Here is an 18327-nt window from a genome sequence, read left to right as displayed (position 1 = left end):
GACGCCGCCGCGCACCCGCGGATGCCGGATGAAGGGCGCGCTGCTGGTCGCGGGAACCACTTCCGACGCCGGTAAGAGCGTCGTCGTGGCGGGCCTGTGCCGGATGCTGGCCCGGCGGGGTGTGCGGGTGGCGCCGTTCAAGGCGCAGAACATGTCGAACAATTCCGTCGTCACTCTCGACGGCGGCGAGATCGGGCGAGCCCAGGCCTTGCAGGCGCACGCGTGCGGGCTCGAGCCCAGCGTCCGCTTCAATCCGGTGCTGCTCAAACCGGGCAGCGATCGGCGCTCACAGCTGGTGGTGCGCGGCCGGGCCGTCGACACGGTCGGGGCGGGCGACTACTTCCGGCATCGTCGGTGGCTGCGCGGAATAGTCGCGGAGGAACTGGCGGCCTTGCGCGCCGAGGTCGATGTGGTGATCTGTGAGGGCGCCGGATCGCCCGCCGAGATCAATCTGCGCGCCACCGACCTGGCGAACATGGGGCTGGCGCGTGCGGCCGAACTGCCCGTGCTGATCGTCGGCGATATCGATCGCGGCGGTGTGCTGGCCCATCTGTTCGGCACGCTGGCGATCCTGGAACCGCAAGACCAGCAACTGATCTCCGGGTTCGTGATCAACAAGTTCCGCGGTGACGTCGAGTTGCTGCGCCCCGGCCTCGACCAGCTCACCGCGCTCACCGGCCGCCCGACCCTCGGCGTCGTCCCGTTCAGCGACGAACTGTGGATCGACGCCGAGGATTCGCTCGGCACCGTCGCCGACGCGCCGGTCGGTCGTCCGCGTCCGCCGGTGGGCAGCGAATGGTTGAACGTCGCGGCGATCCGGCTGCCCCGTATCTCCAACTCCACCGATGTCGAGGCCCTGGCCTGCGAACCCGGTGTGTCGGTGCGCTGGGTGAGTGAGCCGTCGCGATTGACCGGGGTCGATCTGGTGGTGGTGCCGGGCAGCAAGGCGACGGTGGACGATCTGCGCTGGTTGCGCCGCACCGGGCTGGCCGACGCGCTGAAGGCCCGTGCCGCCGTGGGCGCACCGATCCTGGGGATCTGCGGGGGATATCAGATGCTCGGGGCGCAGATCGTCGACGAGGTGGAATCGGCGGCAGGCGCGATCGACGGACTCGGTCTGCTCGACCTGACGATCGAATTCGGCGCGGACAAAATTCTGCGGCGGGTCGTCGGTGTCGGTCGGACCGGAATCCCCCTGCACGGCTACGAAATCCACCACGGGAGGGTCCGCCGCACGGGGGATCCGCACTGGCTGCACCTGCGGCCCGACGGTGCCCCCTACCCGGCTGATCACCTCGGCGAACAGCGGTCCTCATCGGCGGGCCGGAGGCCGTCAGAGATGGTCGAGGGCAGCGCCCGCGACGCGGTCTGGGGCACCCATGTGCACGGCCTGATGGAATCCGACGAATTCCGTCGCGCCTGGCTCACCGAGGTCGCCGCCCGCGCCGGGCGCACCGGATTCCGCATCGCGCCCGACACCTCTGTGGCGGAGATCCGCACCGCCCAGCTCGACCTGCTCGCCGACCTGATGGAGCACCATCTCGACCAGAGCGCGCTCGAACGACTGATCACCACCGGCGCGCCGAAGGGCATGCCGAACATCGTGACGAGCCGCGCCACCATGGACCTCACCCACTGACCCGGCCGTGACGTTCGCCACGGCCGAGGCGGTCGTCGTGGACATCGCGGCCGCAGCCGCGCGGACCGCGCCCCGGTCACCGTGATCCGCATGCGATCAGCGAATTCACGTTGGGCCAGCGGTTTCGGCCGACAAGTCGCTACCGTTCGCGCCGCCGGTGTAGCGTCCTTGCGCATGAAGTCTCGGCGGATTGCGGTCGGCGACCGGGAATGGACGGTACGGGTCGACGGCCCGGAAACTCAGCACAGCGTCTTGCTGCTACCCGACGCGGGCGACCCGCCCGATGTCTACGACCGGGTGTGCGCCCGGCTGCACAACTCCGATCTGCGCACCATCGCGGTGGAGACCGTCGACCGACTCGACACCACCGGCGTCTACGCCATCCTGGACGAACTCGGCGTGCCCTGGGTGAACGTGGCCGGACGCGGCGCCGGGGCCAGCGTCGCCTGGCAGGTGTGCGCCACCGGGTTCGGGCGCTTCATCAGCCTGGTCGTCGCCGATCGCGGCCATCCCGCGGTACCCGATGCCGAGGGCGCGGTGCTCGACCCGGAGTGCCGGGCCGTCGAGCTACCGACCACGGTGCTGGTCACCAAGGCGCTACCGCGCTCGGTGGCCGACACCTCGGGACGCTATGTCTACGGCGAGTTCCGGGTGGTCGGCGTCGACGTCGACAATGTGGCGCTCGAAGCCGACCACGAACTGGCCACCGAGATCGTGCTACGCACCAGCCTCTGGTGAATCGGCCAGGCCGCGCCGGTAGGCGGCCAGCCAGTCCAGCCAGGCATCCAGTTCCTCGAACGCCCTGGCCAGCGGTTGCGCCGAGGACAGGAACACGTCATGGCGGGCGCCGTCGATCGGCACGATGGAGGTGCGATCACCCAGGCAGCCCGCCCAGCGCTGGATCTGCCTGACGTCGAGCACCGCGTCCGCCACGTCGACGGCCGGGCCGTACTTGCGGGCGAACGTCGTCAACCGCGAACGCAACAGCAGCGACGGCACCCCGATATCGAGACCGGCGTGCAGCCGCGCCTGCCCGCGCCGGATGGCACGCAGCCATCCGAAGCGGACCGGGAAGCCGTGCAGTGGCTTCCAGTCGAGGTTGTAGTCCCATTCCCCGGACGCGGTGTGATGCAGACTCGCGCCGTAGGCGTCGGTCTTGGCCAGCGGCAGCTCGTCCCTCGACCGCAACCGGCCGAGCGCGTGGATGAGCGGTGTGCCGACGGTGCGGTAGTAGGACGGGCCCTGGAGATCGAACCAGGGGCTGTTGAGCACCAGCCCGGTGATACCCGCCGCCGCGGTGCCACCGGCCCGGTTCAACCGGTCCAGCCACAGCGGTAGTACGAGGCCACCGGTGGAGTGCGCGACCAGCAGCACATCGTCGCCGGTCTCGGCGCGGACGACGCGCAGCGCCTCGTTCAGCTCGTCGTCGTAGAGCGCCAGATCGCTGACATAGTGCGGCGTCTGGCCCTCGCGCAGCGACCGACCGCATTTGCGCAGGTCCAGCGCGTAGAAGCGGTGGCCGCGGGCGGCGAAATGCTCGGCCAGATGCTGCTGGAAGAAGTAGTCGGTGAAACCGTGGACGTAGAGCACCGCGCTCTCGGTGGTCGCCGTACCGGTGGGGACGTGGCGTACCAGGGTGGCCACCGCCTCGCCCTCGCCGTCGGGGTCCGGCCCGAGGTCGAGGGTGCGCTGCTCATAGCCCGCGCCGAGGATGTCGGGCTGCCAGTCGGCGGTCCGGGTCGTGGTGGGCGAGCCGAGTGAGGTCTCGTATGTCACCACCTCAATCTAAGCGACGTCCGCCCGTCGGGTGAAGGCCCGCCCGGTGAGCGGGCGCGGCGGCGCGCCGGGAGGAATCTTTGTCACATTCGGCAGGTTCGTTGCTGGTCTGCGCGGTGGTGAGGTGCACAATTGGCGGTAGGTGAACGGCGGGTAACCTACATTCCGCCGACGCCCGTGTCGGTGACGACGCGGGATTTCGTTACAACCGCATAGTGCCCGTGCCCCTGGCGGAGCCACCGCAGCCGGTGGGACCGCGCACAAGGACAAGGAAGTCGATCTACCCGTGCCGAACGCTGACCTGACTGAAAAGACCGATGTAGTACTCATCGGTGCCGGGATCATGAGCGCCACCCTCGGTGCGCTGCTTCGTCAGTTGCAGCCGGAGTGGTCGATCTCGGTGTTCGAGCGCCTCGACGCCGCCGCCGCCGAGAGCAGCGATCCGTGGAACAATGCGGGCACCGGCCATTCGGCGCTGTGTGAGCTGAACTACAGCCCGCAGAAGCCCGACGGTTCGGTCGACGTGAGCAAGGCCGTCGACATCAACGAGCGCTTCCAGGTCTCACGGCAGTTCTGGGCCTACGCCGTGGAGAACGGGGTGCTCGACGATCCGTCCCGGTTCATCAACCCGATCCCGCACGTCAGCTTCACCCACGGCGCCGACGACGCGCAGTACCTGCGAAAGCGTTATGAGGCGCTGGCGCCGCATCCGCTGTTCGCCGGTATGGAGTTCATCGACAGCCCCGACGAGTTCTCCCGCAGGCTGCCGCTGATGGCGCGCGGGCGCGACTTCTCCGAGCCCGTCGCGCTGAACTGGACCGATGCGGGCACCGATATCGACTTCGGCTCGCTGACCAAGCAGCTGCTCGCCTACATCGGCTCGACCGGCGCGGACATCGCCTTCGGTCATGAGGTGCGCGATCTGAGCAAGCAGTCCGACGGCACCTGGCGGGTCAAGGTGCGCAATCTGCGCAATGGCAAGACGCGCACCGTGATCAGCAAGTTCGTCTTCGTCGGCGCCGGTGGTGGCGCGCTGCCGCTGTTGCAGAAATCGGGCATCAGGGAGATCAAGGGCTTCGCCGGGTTCCCGGTCAGCGGCCAGTTCCTGCGCTGCACCAACCCCGAGCTGATCGCCAGCCACGACGCCAAGGTCTACGGCAAGGCGGCGGTCGGCGCCCCGCCGATGTCGGTGCCGCATCTGGACACCCGCGTCATCAACGGCAAGCCCGGTCTGCTGTTCGGCCCGTACGCGGGCTGGACCCCGATGTTCCTCAAGGACGGTAAGTACACCGACCTGTTCAAGTCGATCCGGCCGGGCAATATCGCCCCCATGCTCGGCGTCGGCGTCACCGAACTGGGCCTGGTCAAGTACCTGGTGTCCGAACTCGCCAAATCGCAGGCGGGCAAGGTGTACACGATGGAGGAGTTCATCCCACGCGCCGACGGCAACGACTGGGAGATCATCACCGCCGGTCAGCGTGTGCAGATCATCCGCCGCAAGGGCATCGGCGGTGTGCTCGAACTCGGTACCGCCGTCATCGCGGCGCAGGACGGCACCATCGCCGGTCTGCTCGGCGCTTCCCCCGGCGCCTCCACCTGCGTTACCGCCATGCTCGACGTCTTGCAGCGCTGCTTCCCGCGCGAGTACGCCGACTGGACCCCGAAGCTGAAGGAAATGGTGCCCTCGCTCGGGGTGAAGCTGTCCGAGAATCAGGCCCTGTTCCAGGAGGTCTGGGACTGGACCTCCAAGGCCTTGCAGCTCGATTCCGTCGCCACGCCGAACCCCGTGGGGGTCGCGCCGACGGCGTAGGTGTGATAGCAAGACGCGATGATGTCAACGGTTGCTCTCAAACGGTCATGGGCGCAGGATCTCGATACCGCCACCCTGTACCAGCTGTTGAAACTTCGCGTCGAAGTGTTTGTCGTAGAACAGAAATGCGCGTACCCGGAACTGGACGGACTGGATCTGCTACCGGAGACGCGCCATCTGTGGCTCGACGACGAAGGTGAGGTCATCGCGACCCTACGGCTGCTCGAAGAGCACCACGACGGGGTGAAGTCGTTCCGCATCGGACGCCTCTGTACGGCGGTCCCGGCCCGCGGGCACGGCTACACCACCCGTCTGCTCCAGGCGGCGCTGGCGGAGGCGGGTTCGTTCACCGTCCGGATCAACGCGCAGACGTATCTGATCGACCTGTACCGCAAGCACGGCTTCGAAGTCGACGGCGAGGAATTCGTCGAAGACGGTGTCGCGCACGTGCCCATGCGCAAGGGGTAGATCGCTCGAGACCTTCGGGGTGGCTACGGTGCGCCTGTGCCACCCGGTGCGTGCTCGGCCCCCGCGCGTGGTCACCCGTCGGCTGTGCACCGCGGTCGCCGGACCGACCCGGCGACCGCGCTGACCGGGCCGTCCCGGCCGAACACAGCGGTCGGAGTAGGCGAGGCACGTCGCGCGGCCTAGAGTCGAAGCGTGTCCGTGTCGCATGCCGAAACCGCAGTGTCGTCCGCCGAGCCCGGTGCGGTGCGCCCGCCCGGTGGCGTCGGCGACGAGGCCGGGTTCCCGTTCTCGGCGGTCGTCGGGCAACAACAGCTGCAACTGGCATTGATCCTGTGCGCGGTGCATCCGGGGATCGGCGGTGTGCTGGTCCGAGGTGAGAAGGGCACCGCCAAATCGACGGTCGTGCGCGCGCTGGCCCAGCTGCTGCCGCCGGTGGTGGACGATACCGGCGCGCGTCCGGCCCGGCTGGTGGAACTCCCGGTCGGCGCCACCGAGGACCGCGTGGTGGGTTCACTGGATCTGGAGCGGGTCCTGCGCGACGGTGAGCAGGCGTTCCGACCGGGCCTGCTGGCCGCCGCCCACCACGGCGTGCTGTACGTCGACGAGGTGAACCTGCTGCACGACCATCTGGTGGACGTGCTGCTCGACGCCGCCGCCATGGGCCGGGTGCACATCGAACGCGACGGCGTCTCACATTCGCATCCCGCCCGGTTCGTGCTGGTCGGCACCATGAACCCGGAAGAGGGCGAACTGCGGCCGCAACTGCTGGACCGCTTCGGCCTGACCGTCGACGTGGCCGCCTCCCGCGAGGTCGACGTGCGGATGGCGGTGGTGCGCCGCCGCCTCGACTACGAGGCCGACCCTGCCGGATTCGCCGCCCGCTACACCGCCGCCGACCGCGAGGTCGCCCAGCGCATTCTCACCGCCCGCGACCGGCTGCCCGAGGTCGCGCTCGACGATGTGGAGCTGCGCCGGATCGCCGCATTGTGCGCGGCCTTCGATGTGGACGGTATGCGCGCGGACCTCGTCGTTGCCCGCACCGCCACCGCGCACGCCGCGTGGCGTGGCAGCGATACCGTCACCGAGGACGATGTGCGGGTCGCCGCCGAACTGGCTCTGCCGCATCGGCGCAGGCGCGATCCGTTCGATGAGCCGGGTATCAGCGAGGAGCAGCTCGACGAGGCCATGCGCGATGCCGCCGAGGAAGCCGAACGGGCACCCGAACCCGATAACGACGAGCGCGGACCGCAGTCCGACGCCGAAGGCGAGCACGCCGCCGACTCCGGCTCAGCCAAGGACGACCCCGACGACGATCCCGACGGTGGACCGGATTCACCTGGCGGCGGACAGGATTCGCCCGAAGGCCGCGACGGACCGCGCGGTACCGGCCGCACCAGCGCCCCCGCCCAGTCCTCGGTGCGGCCGCCGCGCTGGGAAGTGCCGGGTGTCGGTGAGGGCGCGCCCGGCCGTCGCTCCCGCGCGCAGACCCGGCAGGGCCGGACGGTGCGCCCGGACACCGAGACTGCGGGCGGACTGCATCTGCTGGGCACGGTTTTCGCCGCCGCACCGCATCAACGGGCGCGCGGCCGGGCCAACGGCCCGCTGCGGCTGGAATCCGACGACCTGCGCGGTGCCTATCGCGAAGGGCGCGAAGGCAATCTGGTGGTGTTCGTGGTCGACGCCTCCGGTTCGATGGCGGCGCGGGATCGGCTGTCGGCGGTCACCGGCGCCGTGGTCGCGCTGCTGCGCGACGCCTATCAGCGCCGGGACAAGGTCGCGGTGATCACCGTGCGCGGCGCGGAGGCGGAGCTGGTGCTGCCGCCGACATCGTCGGTCGATATCGCTGTGCGGCGACTGTCCGGGATGCGTACCGGGGGAAAGACTCCGCTGGCCGCCGGTCTGCTGAAGGCGCGCGAGGTCGTCCAGCGGGAACGGGTGCGCGATCCGCGCCGCCGCCCGATGCTGGTGCTGCTCACCGACGGTCGCGCCACCGGCGGTACCGATCCGGTGATCCGCGCCCGCATCGCCGCGCGGCTGCTCGCCTCCGATGCGGTGACGGCGATGATCGTCGACTGCGAACGCGGCATGATCCGATTGGGTCTCGCTGCCGAACTGGCCCGTGAATTGCGGGGGGAATGTGTGCGGTTGGGCGAGCTGACCGGCGATGCGGTGGCCGGTGCGGTGCGCGAATCGGCGCGGTCGACCGGCGCGGGGGTCGGCCGCGCGGCGTGACCGCACGAAGCGCGGAGCGGCGGGGGCGGCCGCGTGGAGTTCGGCCCACCGGTATTCAGCGATCAGTTGAGGAGATTCGATGCCACAGGGAGTGCCGGAGACCATTCCGGACGACGGTCTGACGACCCGGCAGCGCCGCAATCAGCCCGTGCTCGCCGTGCACACCGGGCCGGGGAAGGGCAAATCCACCGCCGCGTTCGGGATGGCGCTGCGTGCCTGGAATCAGGGCTTCGATGTGGCGGTGTTCCAGTTCGTGAAGAGCGCCAAATGGAAGGTCGGCGAGGAAGCCGCCTTCCGCACCCTCGGCCGACTACACGAGGAAACCGGCGCCGGTGGCGCGGTCGAATGGCACAAGATGGGCGAAGGCTGGTCCTGGACCCGTAAACACGGCACCGAGGAAGATCACGCCGCCGCCGCGCTGGCCGGATGGCAGGAGATCGCCCGCCGGCTGGCGGCCGAACAGCACCGCTTCTATGTGCTGGACGAGTTCACCTACCCGCTGAAATGGGGCTGGGTCGAGGTGGACGAGGTCGTCGACACCCTGCGCAACCGGCCCGGTAACCAACATGTCGTCATCACCGGCCGCGACGCCCCCGCCGCCCTCGTCGAGGCCGCCGATCTGGTCACCGAGATGACCAAGGTCAAACACCCGATGGATGCGGGGCGCAAGGGCCAGCGCGGTATCGAATGGTGAGTACCGCCGTGCCCGGTGCCGGAGCACACCCCGGTTCGTCCGGTCCCGCGCGAGGGGCGGCATCCGAGGTGACCGCCACATGGGGGTGCGCGATATCGGTCGTACGTCCAGGATCTCCCGCAGCTTCCCAGCCTCTCGTACGGCGTGCGAGCGGTCTCGGTGTGCGTGGCCGCGCCCAGATCGGCGGGGTCGACGTGGGCGACGGGATGCTCGGCCGGGTCGGAGAAGCCGCGTGTGGTCCCGCTGATCGTGGGCGAACCGTGGATCGCAGTGGAACGCGGCCGTATCGACGCCGTGATCGAACCGGCCGCCACCCGGCTCGAGATCAGGCGCGGCCGGAGCAGTCGCGGCGGCCGAACGGGCGGCGGTGATGAGTGCGCCCGCGGTGGTGATCGCGGCGCCTGCCTCGGGGAGTGGGAAGACGACCGTCGCGACGGGCCTCGTGGGGGCGCTGCGGCGGGCGGGGCATCGGGTCGCGCCGTTCAAGGTGGGACCCGATTACATCGACCCTGGATACCATGGGCTGGCGGCGGGGAGACCTGGACGCAATCTGGATCCGGTGCTGGTGGGCGTCGAACGGGTGGTGCCGATGTATCGGCACGGTGCGACGGGATGCGATCTGGCGGTGGTGGAGGGGGTGATGGGGCTGTTCGACGGCCGCATCGACGCTGCCGACGCCCGCCCGGTCGCCGAAGGCTCGACCGCGCAGGTCGCCGGGCTGCTCGGTGCGCCCGTCGTGCTGGTGGTGGATGCCAGGGGCCACAGTCAGAGCCTGGCGGCCCTGCTGCACGGATTCGCCACCTACGACAGTTCGATCCGTCTCGGTGGGGTGATCCTCAACCGTGTCGGCAGCGAACGTCATGAACAGGTGCTGCGCGCCGCATGCGACCGTGTCGGTCTGCCGGTGCTCGGTTGTCTGCCGCGCATGCCTCAGCTCGAAGTCCCGTCCCGGCATCTGGGCCTGATCCCGGCCGTCGAACACGGCGCCGCCGCCACCGCCGCCGTCGACGCCATGACCGAACTCGCCGCCGCCCACCTCGACCTGCGCGCCATCGCGGCCCTGGCCGCCTCCTCGACCACCGGCCCGGCCTGGGATCCCGCCACTGCGCTCCGTGCCGGGGCCGATACCGCCAGCCTTGGCCCGGCGAGCCTCGGGCTCTCGTCCGAGCCGCCGGGTGGCGGGCCGGTGATTGCTATGGCCGGGGGAGCGGCGTTCACCTTCGGGTACGCCGAGCATCGTGAACTGCTCGTGGCGGCGGGGGCGCGGGTGGTGGTCTTCGATCCATTGCACGACGAATTGCCGAGGGGGACAGCGGGCCTGGTGCTGCCCGGCGGGTTCCCGGAAGAACATGCCGCTGATCTCGCCGCCAATACGCGCCTGCTGGCGGCGGTGGCGGCCGCCGCGCGGCGGGGGATGCCCATCCATGCCGAATGCGCGGGCCTGCTGTATCTGACCCGCGCGCTGGACGGACACGCCATGGCCGGAGTCATCGACGCGACAGCCGAATTCGGCCCCCGTCTCACCCTTGGCTATCGCGATGCGGTCGCCCTGGTGGATTCACCGCTGTGGCAGGCGGGGCAGCGCGTGCGCGGCCACGAATTCCACCGCACCCGCCTACTCGGCACCGGCGCCGACGCACCCGCCTGGGGCTGGCACACCGCCGGTGAACGGGTCCGCGAAGGCGCGATCGTGCACCGCGTCCACGCCTCCTACCTGCACACCCACCCCGCCGGTAACCCCGAATCGGTCCACCGCTTCGCCACCGCCGCCGCCGATTTCGCCCACGCCGATGCCGTCGGTTGAGTCGGTCGACGGATCGGTGGCTGCGTCTGCGTTGGTGTCGCTGGGTGCGTCGGCGGCTGGGTCGGTGCGGGCGTCGTCGGTTGAGTTGGCCGACGGTTCGGCAGCTGTGCCTGCGTCGGTGTCGTCGGGTGAGTCGGCCGATGGGCGGGTGGCTGTGCCCGCACCGACGTCCGTCGAGCCGGTCGACGCGCCTGCATCGGCGGCCGATTCCGAACTGGCCGTCGGGCTCGGTCTGCGTCCGGGGACGTCGGCGGCGCGGATCGTCGCCGCTGTGCGGGCGGTGGTCGGTGCGCATCCGGTCGCGTGTATCGCGACCGTCGATCGGCGCGCGGCCGAATCCGGTGTTCGGTCCGCCGCCGATCAGCTCGGGGTACCGGTCCGTTCGTTCACCACCGCGGAGCTGGCCGCGGTGCCGGTACCCAATCCATCGGCCCATGCCGCGACAGCGCTCGGGGTTCCGGGCGTCGCCGAAGCCGCGGCGCTGCTGGCGGGGCGAGGGTCGCTGTTGATTCCCCGCCAGGTGGTCGGCAGCGTGGTGGTTGCCGCAGCGGTGGTCCTTCTACCACCGAGACGAGCCGCCGGTGGCTACTCCGGCGCGGGCGCCGACGGTACGGAAAGCAGGTCGGCGTAGTCGTCGACCTCCTCGGCGTCCATATACGCCTCGGTCACCAATTCGGTGAGGTGGGTCCACCGTTCGACCCCGCGACGCCACCAGCGGGCGTGGCGCCGAGCGTGTGCGGCTTCGCGTTCGTTGCCGGTCGCCTCCGCCGTGGCCAGCGCTCGCGCGGCCGACACCAAGGTGTTCTGCGCGACGGTGAGCTGCTCGCGGCAGAAGTCGAGCGTGGGGACGTCCTCACGCAATGAGGCCGCGGCGATTCGCAGGGAACTCACGACCTTCTGGATGTGCGGATCGAGCGGGACCGGCTCGCCCGATACCGTGAGCGCACGTGCCGCCGCCTCGGTCTTCTGGCGGCGGACCTGACGCGCCGCCTCCCACTTCGCGCTGGCCTCGGTCTCGCGGCGGTGGGCCGCAACGGCTTTGGCGGGCACTCGAGGGTAGGTCAGCTCGGCCGACATGGTGACCTTGTCGGCGCCGGTGTGATCGCGCACCACGAACCGGGTGGAGTCGGCGGGCCGTTCGGGGTCGGGTTGTCCGGCCACCCGCGCGTCGAGCACCGCATAACGGTGATCGGCGACGATGTCGTCGCACAGCAGATCGAACACCGCCGTGGCGACCTCGGCATAGGTCGCGCAGGTTCGCCCGCTGAGCGGGTCCGGCTTACCGAGCACCCCGGTCCCGCTCTCACTTCTCGGTTCGCGCCCGACGAACGCGATCTCCCAGCTGTAGCACTGATCTTTCGATATCTGCCTCTGGTTCAACAGTTTTCACAACCTCCACGGCTCGACGGCATGCGGGGTGGAACGGCGCCTATCGCCTTCAGACGCTATAGCGCCGGGCCGGTACGCGGCAGGTCGGGACGCAAGGTCGTCGAAAACGCCAGGACCGCATCCACGTGGGGCTACCCTTGGCCCATCGGACCGGTCACACGCTTCGGCAGGTGGTGCAGGATGAGCGAGGAATCCGTGGGCGCCGAGGGCGCCGATCCCGGTGCGCTACCGGCGCCGAAGGAACGCGCACGTAACCCGTTCACCCACTCCCCGCGGGGCGGCCGCACGCTCAGCGCGTTGCAGGCGCCGTTCTTCCGGATCAAGACGCCCACCAACTTCGCGATCCTCACCACGACCGGCCGTACCAGTGGCAAGGCGCGGCACCGCTGCGTGCGCGCCGTGCTCGACGGCGACCGCGCCTATCTGGTGATGCTCGGCCCGATCATGACGGGCCTGCCCAAGGAACAGGCCATCGCCGACTGGCTACGCAATGTGCGCGCCGACCCGAACGTGCGGCTGAAGGTGCCGGGCCGAACCCGCTCCGGCCTCGCCAGGGAGATCACCGACCCGGCCGAGGCTGCCCGGGCCAGGCAGGTCTACACCAGCGCGGTGAAACCATTCGATTTCGCCGAGTGTCGTTTCCACACCGCCGGTAGGCCGACGCGCGCCAAGATCCAACGCCTGCATCAGCATTGGTTCGACAACGGGGTTCCGGTCGTCATCGAACTGGTCTAGTCAGGGCGCCACGGACAGGAAGTCGGCGAACCCGGTCGGATCATGGCGTCCGATGCTCGCATGTTCGAACAATCCCCATCCCTCGGCATCGCCGCAGCGTGCGTGCGCGACATGGTCGATGACGCCGTACGGGATGCGACCGGCCACTGCCGGGTCGGTGAGGTCGTAGCGGTCGCTCGAGGTCCAGTCGCGGCCCTTCCACTGTCCGTGCTGCCAATCGGGGTCGCCGCCGTACCCGCAGCCGACATGCAGCGGGATATCGGTCACCGTGCGGATCTCCACCTCGAGCGGCTTACCGTCGGGAGTGGTGAGTTCGATACGGGCCGCGGTGGGCAGCCGGGTGCCGGACCGGTAGTCGATGCGGATGCGCGGCCAGCCGAGTTGTTCGATGCGGCCGTCGGGCCAGACGCGGGTGGCGTCGTTGAGGGTGCGGCGGCCGTCGGGCTCCTCCTGCACGATGACGATGATCGCGAAGTCGTCGAACCGCAGCGGCATGTACAACCACCAGAATCCGCCCGACGGTTCCGCCGCCGCCCGCCCCGGCGGCTCGGACTCACCGACCGGCCGGATGCCCCATGATCTGTCCCGGGTGCCGGTCCACACCGCCGGGTCGACGGTGATCTCGCGGTCGTCGAACCGGAGCGTCCCCGACCAGGACCCGACCTGCGCGAACCGGGAGGCCTCGATGATCGGGCGGTTGCCGTTGAGGATGAGATGCGGCTGCTCCTGCACCGTGGGGAACGCGCCGGTCCAGGTCAGGTCGGCGGCCAGCGCATCGTGCTCGCACACCACCCGGATCCGCTGGAGCGGTTCGAGCACCTCGATCCGATAACCACCGACGCGCATGTCCAGGCTCCGGTCGCCGAGCGCGTCGGAGAACCGCACGGTGCGCACCGTCTGCGCCTCGCGCACCGCGACATAGGCGTCGGTGACACCGAGATTGGGATAGACGCCGAATCCGGTGACCAGCATGGTGGCGCCGTCACGGTCGTGGGCGTTGAAATAGCTGCGGTCGTAGAAGTTACGGTCGCTGCTGGCCACCCTGGCCAGCGACAGCGGTGTCTGGTGGATCGGGAATTCGTCCAGCGGCGCCGGTGACGATCCGGGAATCCGGCCGGAGACATCGGTCATGGTGTGCTCAATCCCAGTCGTAGGTTCCGTCGAGCAGAGCTTCCAGGCTCGCCCGGTGCATCACGTAATCGTCGCGATCGGCGGTATCGGTATCCTCGCCGAAATGGATCATGCGACGTTTGATCCTCGCCATCACGATGGCGTGCCGCAGGGCGGTGTAGACCAGGTAGAAGTCGAGGTCGCGCACCGTATGTCCGCTGGCCGCTTCGTATTTCGCCACCACATCGTCGCGCCGCAGGAAATCCGGCAGACCCGGCTGGTCGAAGCGGGTGGCGATGTCCTGGAAGAACCGGTGCAGGAAGATGATCCAGGCCACGTCCAGTTCGCGCGGGCCGATGGCCGCCATCTCCCAGTCCAGTACCGCCGCCGGTTCGAAACCGCGGTAGATGATATTGCCGGGCCGGGCATCGCCCCAGGTCAGCACATCGGGGCCGGGGTCGGCGGGCCAATGCGCTTCCAGCCAGTCGAAGCCGCGTTCGATGATCGGGATCTGGTAGCCGTCGTCGGCGAGCGCCCACCGGTACCAGGCGCGCTGGGCGTCGACGTGGCGGCGCAGTGAGTCACCGGGTCCGGCGAGCATCGGGAACCGCCGCTGCGGATCGGGGATGGCGTGCACCTTCGCGATGACCTCGATGGTGGCATCGGTCAACCGCGCCCGTTCCTCGGCTGTGGCGTCGAACAGCCAGCCGACGAAGACGTACGGCGGATTGTCGGTGGGCACCCGGCCCTCGATGCGATCCATCACGAAGAACGGCGTGCCGAGCACGCCCGGATCGTTCTCCAGCCAGCGCAGCGGCGGCACCGGCAGGTCGGTCGCCTCGGCGACACCGGCCATGACCTGGTATTGCGTTGCCAGATCATAGGTTTCGAAGACGGGGAAGGATTCGTCCTCCGGCGCCATCCGCGCCACGAACGAGCCGCCGTCGCGCTGTCCGGCCACACTCCATTCGGCGTCGAACAGTACCGACGAACTCGACATCCCACCCGCTTGCGGCCGCGACAACCCGACGATCTTCGGCGGCTCATCGGCCCCGACCCGTTCGCCCAGCCAGCGGGACAGGTCCGCGGTGAGGGTGTCGAGATCACGATCGCTGGTGGTCAGCCGACGTTGTTCGGTGGGTGCGGGATCGTCGGCCATCATCGTCCTCCTGATGCCGTACAGCGGTGTCGCGCGGGCGTCGGGTCGGCGTTCGAATGCCGCGGACGGCCCGTGTCCGTGGCGTCATGCCACGGATGCGGTGACTGTAACGCGTTTCAGGTTTGCCGGGCGGGAAAGTGTGAAATACGTCCTTGACCACGCTGTCGGCGGGCCGGTGTACGCCAGAAGGATGACCCCGAATACATCCTACGAATGACCTGGAATGGGGGTTTCACTCAGGGATCATCCGGTTACGGTGGGTTCGCCGCGGCGATACCTTCGGCCCATAGCATCGGATCGGCACAGCGAAGGGGCTGCCACGTGGTCGGAGTCGAAGTTCTCGAACGGCAGGACGATGCCGCTCCCCCCGAGGCGGCGCGGCACCGCCCGTGGCACCCGTTGACGCGCATCGCCTTCCGTTTCGGCGTGGTCTATTTCGGCCTGTTCTGCCTGCTGTTCGCGCAGATCACTTTCGCGTTCACCGGTATCGCCGGGCAATGGCTGCCGGACCGGGCGATCCTGTGGCAGATGCATATGCTCGCCCCCGGTCTGGAATGGGTGGGGCGCACCGTGTTCGGCGTCGACGCGGTGCTGCGCGAGGATTCGGGCAGCGGCGATCAGACCGTCATCTGGGTGATGGTGTTCTGCTTCCTCGTGATCGCCGCGGTGGCGACGCTGATCTGGTCGGTGCTCGACCGGCGCCGCACCGGCTATCCACGGCTGAGCGCCTGGTTCCTCACCTTCCTCCGGCTCTGCCTGGCCGGGCAGATGCTGTTCTACGGCATCGCCAAGGCCATCCCGTCGCAGATGCCGTCGCCGCCGCTGAACGCGCTGCTCCAGCCCTATGGCGATTTCAGTCTGATGTCGGTGCTGTGGTTGCAGGTGGGTTCATCGCCCGCGTATCAGGTACTGCTCGGTGTCGCCGAGCTGGTCGCCGGTCTGCTGCTGTTCCTGCCGCGCACCGCCACACTCGGCGCGTTGCTCGGTGTGGTGAGCATGGCGCAGGTGTTCGTGCTCAATATGACCTTCGATGTGCCGGTCAAGATCCTGTCGTTCCATCTACTGCTGCTGTCGTTGCTGCTGCTGGTGCCGCAGGCGCAGCGGCTGGCGAACATCCTTGTGCTCGAGCGACCATCGGAACCGGCGACGCAGCCGCGCTTGTTCGACAGCGCCCGGTCGAATCGGATCGCGGCCCTCGTCCAGGTGCTGATCGGGGTATGGGTGCTGGTGGGCACGGTGCACCTCGGCTGGACGGCATGGAACGACTTCGGCGGCGGCCGGGAGAAATCGGAGCTGTACGGCATCTGGACGGTCTCCGAGTTCACCGCGGCGGGGCAACCGGTTCCGCCGCTGCTGACCGATGAGAATCGGTGGCAGCGTGCGGTGTTCGATGATCCCGGCGCGATGTTCTATCAGCGGATGGACGGCGCTGTAGTGCCGGTCGCGGCCACGATCGATACCGGGGCGCACACGCTCACCCTGACCGCACCACCGGCCGCGCCCGAGGCGACGCCGGTTCCGGTCGCCACCTTCACCTTCGAACAGTCGGCGCCGGGCCAGCTGCGCCTGCGCGGCGAGCTGAACGGCACGCCGACGACCATCGTGCTCGATCGGATGGACCTCGACGCCTTCCCGCTGCGGAGCGACCGCTTCCACTGGGTGCAGGACTATCCCAGCAATCGTTGAGGGACGGTCCGATGCCCCCGACTCCGGTGCAGTCAGCGTCGGGGGCACAGATATTCCCAGACGCGGGGACCGCCAGATCTGCCCTAGCGTTGTTCCGGCAAACGTCGGCTCGTGCACGGAAATAGCGAAAGGTGAACAGTGGCAACCCTGGTTGAGTCGGAGGCACCGGATCGGGAACCGGACGCGCTCTCCCCGGCCGTGTTACCGGCGCCGTGGCATCCGGCCACGCGCGTCCTGTTCCGCTTCGTGTTCGTCTACCTGGGCGTGGGCACCGCGGCGCACTGGCTACTCGCCCAGCTGCTGCGCTCGGTGGGCACGCCGGAGTCGGTTGTGCGCACCCTCGGCGAGTGGTGGAAGCTGCCGCCGCTGACCGATTGGTTCGCCGCGAACCTGTTCGGTATCGACGAGCCGCTCATCTACGAACCCACCGGCAGCGGTGACACCGTTACCTTCTGGGTGGCGGCCTTCACCTGGCTGATCGTGGCCGCGGTGGCGACCGGGATCTGGAGCGCGCTGGATCGGCGCCGACCGCACTACCGGCGGCTCGACGGCTGGTATCGGGTGGTGCTGCGCTTCGCGCTCGCGGGCTCGCTGCTGCTGTACGGAATGGTGAAAGTCATGCCGTCGCAGATGGTCTTCGCGCTGCACCGGTTGATCGAACCGTTCGGCGATATGACGCCGATGGGCGTGCTGTGGTCGCAGACCGCGGCGTCCAAGCCCTATGAGATCGCCCTCGGCTGCGCGGAGATCGGCGCCGGACTGCTGCTGATCCTGCCCGCCACCGTCACCGCCGGCGCGGCGCTGTCGACCGTGGCGATGGCGCAGGTCTTTCTGCTCAATATGACCTTCGATGTGCCGGTCAAGCTCTTCAGCTTGCAGATGCTGATCCTGTCGATCGCGCTGCTGGCCCCCGAAAGCCGCCGTCTGGCAACGGTTCTGTTCTCCGGCGGATCGGTGCCACCCGCCACCAGCCCCGAACTGTTCACCACCGCGCGGTCGAATCGGTTCGCCTTGGCCGGGCAGGTCCTGCTCGGGCTGTGGCTGCTGGTGACCACGGCCATCGAAGGTTGGGACGCCTGGCACGCCTACGGTGACGCGCGACCGCGCTCGCCGCTGTACGGCATCTGGAACGTCGCCGAATACTCGGTGGCAGGTCAACCGGTGCCGCCGCTGGTGACCGCGCCGAATCCCTTCGCCGATCCGACGACGGCCCGCCTGCGCCGGATCGTCTTCGATACCGTCGACGGCATCCACCTGCAAGGAATGGACGACAAGCTGACGCCGGTGCCCGCCGCCGTCGATCCCGAACAGCGCACCATCACCCTGTTCCGTGACCCCGCCGGGCAATGGCGCCTCGGCAGTTTCACCTATGAACAGCCCACGCCGGATCGGCTGATCCTGGACGGCACCCTCGGTATCCGGAAGGTGCACATGGTGCTGGAGGCGATTCCGCTCGAGCGGTTCGCGCTGGTCGAGCGCGGATTCCACTGGACCCAGCAGACACCGCACCTGGAGTAGACCGGCAGTGGCGGGGTCCCCACAAGGGCTCGCCGCGCCGGACGCGGTGGGGGTTCCCCGCGCCAACGCCCCCGGCAACGTACCCCCCCCCCAAACCGCACAATAAGCCCACGCGTAGGTGAGCAACTTCCTCACGTACGCGAGCGCAAAGGGAACAGGAATCATAGTTTAATATGCATATGCGCGACGCCTGGTTCTGACACCACTATTAGATACACATCCATATAGATGTATCATTTGTGGGTGACCAGCGATGAGCCTACCGCACCCCGCCCACCAGGGCGTCCGGCCTCCGCGACCCGGGAAG

At 68.9% G+C, this 18327-nt stretch carries 15 protein-coding genes; 11 read left to right on the top strand and 4 right to left on the bottom strand.

Annotated elements, in window-relative coordinates; genetic code table 11:
* Nucleotides 1-28: 28 nt before the first annotated feature.
* On the top strand, nucleotides 29-1639 hold the full coding sequence (locus QH168_RS15470) for a cobyric acid synthase (protein WP_280235352.1): 1611 nt from the start codon (nucleotides 29-31) through the stop codon (nucleotides 1637-1639).
* 174 nt (nucleotides 1640-1813) lie between these two features.
* Nucleotides 1814-2377: an alpha/beta hydrolase gene (locus QH168_RS15465; RefSeq protein ID WP_280235351.1), complete on the top strand. Its 564-nt coding sequence runs from the start codon at nucleotides 1814-1816 to the stop codon at nucleotides 2375-2377.
* Here the strand turns inward: QH168_RS15465 and QH168_RS15460 are convergent.
* Nucleotides 2357-3415 (bottom strand): alpha/beta hydrolase, encoded by a 1059-nt coding sequence (locus QH168_RS15460; RefSeq protein ID WP_432421104.1) that lies wholly within the window; start codon nucleotides 3413-3415, stop codon nucleotides 2357-2359. The genes QH168_RS15465 and QH168_RS15460 overlap by 21 nt on opposite strands.
* Nucleotides 3416-3701: 286 nt before the next feature.
* Here QH168_RS15460 and mqo point away from each other — a divergent pair, with 286 nt between their 5' ends.
* The 6 genes from mqo (at nucleotide 3702) to QH168_RS15430 (ending at nucleotide 11054) form a co-directional block, all read left to right on the top strand.
* Nucleotides 3702-5225, top strand: a complete 1524-nt coding sequence (gene mqo / locus QH168_RS15455; protein WP_280235349.1) for a malate dehydrogenase (quinone) — start codon at nucleotides 3702-3704, stop codon at nucleotides 5223-5225.
* A gap of 18 nt (nucleotides 5226-5243) precedes the next feature.
* Nucleotides 5244-5693, top strand: a complete 450-nt coding sequence (locus QH168_RS15450; protein WP_280235348.1) for a GNAT family N-acetyltransferase — start codon at nucleotides 5244-5246, stop codon at nucleotides 5691-5693.
* A 219-nt stretch (nucleotides 5694-5912) separates the two neighbouring features.
* Nucleotides 5913-7925, top strand: a complete 2013-nt coding sequence (locus QH168_RS15445) for a magnesium chelatase subunit D family protein (RefSeq protein WP_432421107.1) — start codon at nucleotides 5913-5915, stop codon at nucleotides 7923-7925.
* A gap of 79 nt (nucleotides 7926-8004) precedes the next feature.
* On the top strand, nucleotides 8005-8619 hold the full coding sequence (cobO, locus tag QH168_RS15440) for a cob(I)yrinic acid a,c-diamide adenosyltransferase (RefSeq protein ID WP_280235347.1): 615 nt from the start codon (nucleotides 8005-8007) through the stop codon (nucleotides 8617-8619).
* A 370-nt stretch (nucleotides 8620-8989) separates the two neighbouring features.
* A complete protein-coding gene (locus QH168_RS15435) occupies nucleotides 8990-10423 on the top strand; it encodes a cobyrinate a,c-diamide synthase (protein ID WP_280235346.1) in 1434 nt (477 codons plus the stop codon).
* Nucleotides 10424-10529: 106 nt separating this feature from the next.
* A complete protein-coding gene (locus QH168_RS15430; RefSeq protein ID WP_280235345.1) occupies nucleotides 10530-11054 on the top strand; it encodes a cobalamin biosynthesis protein in 525 nt (174 codons plus the stop codon).
* On the opposite strand, the gene QH168_RS15425 is transcribed toward QH168_RS15430, so the two are convergent.
* Nucleotides 11009-11803 carry a hypothetical protein gene (locus QH168_RS15425; RefSeq protein WP_280235344.1) on the bottom strand — a complete coding sequence of 265 codons (795 nt, stop codon included), beginning with the start codon at nucleotides 11801-11803 and terminating at the stop codon, nucleotides 11009-11011. The genes QH168_RS15430 and QH168_RS15425 overlap by 46 nt on opposite strands.
* 189 nt (nucleotides 11804-11992) lie before the next feature.
* Between QH168_RS15425 and QH168_RS15420 the strand changes: the two genes are divergently transcribed.
* The gene (locus QH168_RS15420) at nucleotides 11993-12547 is read left to right on the top strand and encodes a nitroreductase/quinone reductase family protein (RefSeq protein WP_280235343.1); all 555 of its coding nucleotides are present in this window, start codon (nucleotides 11993-11995) and stop codon (nucleotides 12545-12547) included.
* Here QH168_RS15420 and QH168_RS15415 read toward each other — a convergent pair whose 3' ends face one another.
* Nucleotides 12548-13678 (bottom strand): DUF7064 domain-containing protein, encoded by a 1131-nt coding sequence (locus QH168_RS15415; RefSeq protein WP_280235342.1) that lies wholly within the window; start codon nucleotides 13676-13678, stop codon nucleotides 12548-12550.
* Nucleotides 13679-13685: 7 nt separating this feature from the next.
* A complete protein-coding gene (locus QH168_RS15410; protein ID WP_280235341.1) occupies nucleotides 13686-14816 on the bottom strand; it encodes a phosphotransferase family protein in 1131 nt (376 codons plus the stop codon).
* A gap of 321 nt (nucleotides 14817-15137) precedes the next feature.
* Here QH168_RS15410 and QH168_RS15405 point away from each other — a divergent pair, with 321 nt between their 5' ends.
* A complete protein-coding gene (locus tag QH168_RS15405) occupies nucleotides 15138-16502 on the top strand; it encodes a DoxX family protein (RefSeq protein ID WP_280235340.1) in 1365 nt (454 codons plus the stop codon).
* Nucleotides 16503-16640: 138 nt separating this feature from the next.
* Complete coding sequence (locus QH168_RS15400) at nucleotides 16641-18020, top strand: DoxX family protein (protein ID WP_280235339.1); 1380 nt, start codon at nucleotides 16641-16643, stop codon at nucleotides 18018-18020.
* Nucleotides 18021-18327: the final 307 nt, after the last annotated feature.

This window comes from Nocardia cyriacigeorgica, from assembly GCF_029868385.1.
In the GTDB taxonomy this organism is placed as follows: domain Bacteria; phylum Actinomycetota; class Actinomycetes; order Mycobacteriales; family Mycobacteriaceae; genus Nocardia; species Nocardia cyriacigeorgica_F.
The sequence above is the reverse complement of the archived record's forward strand: the minus strand, read 5'-3'. Positions and strand labels throughout refer to the sequence as shown.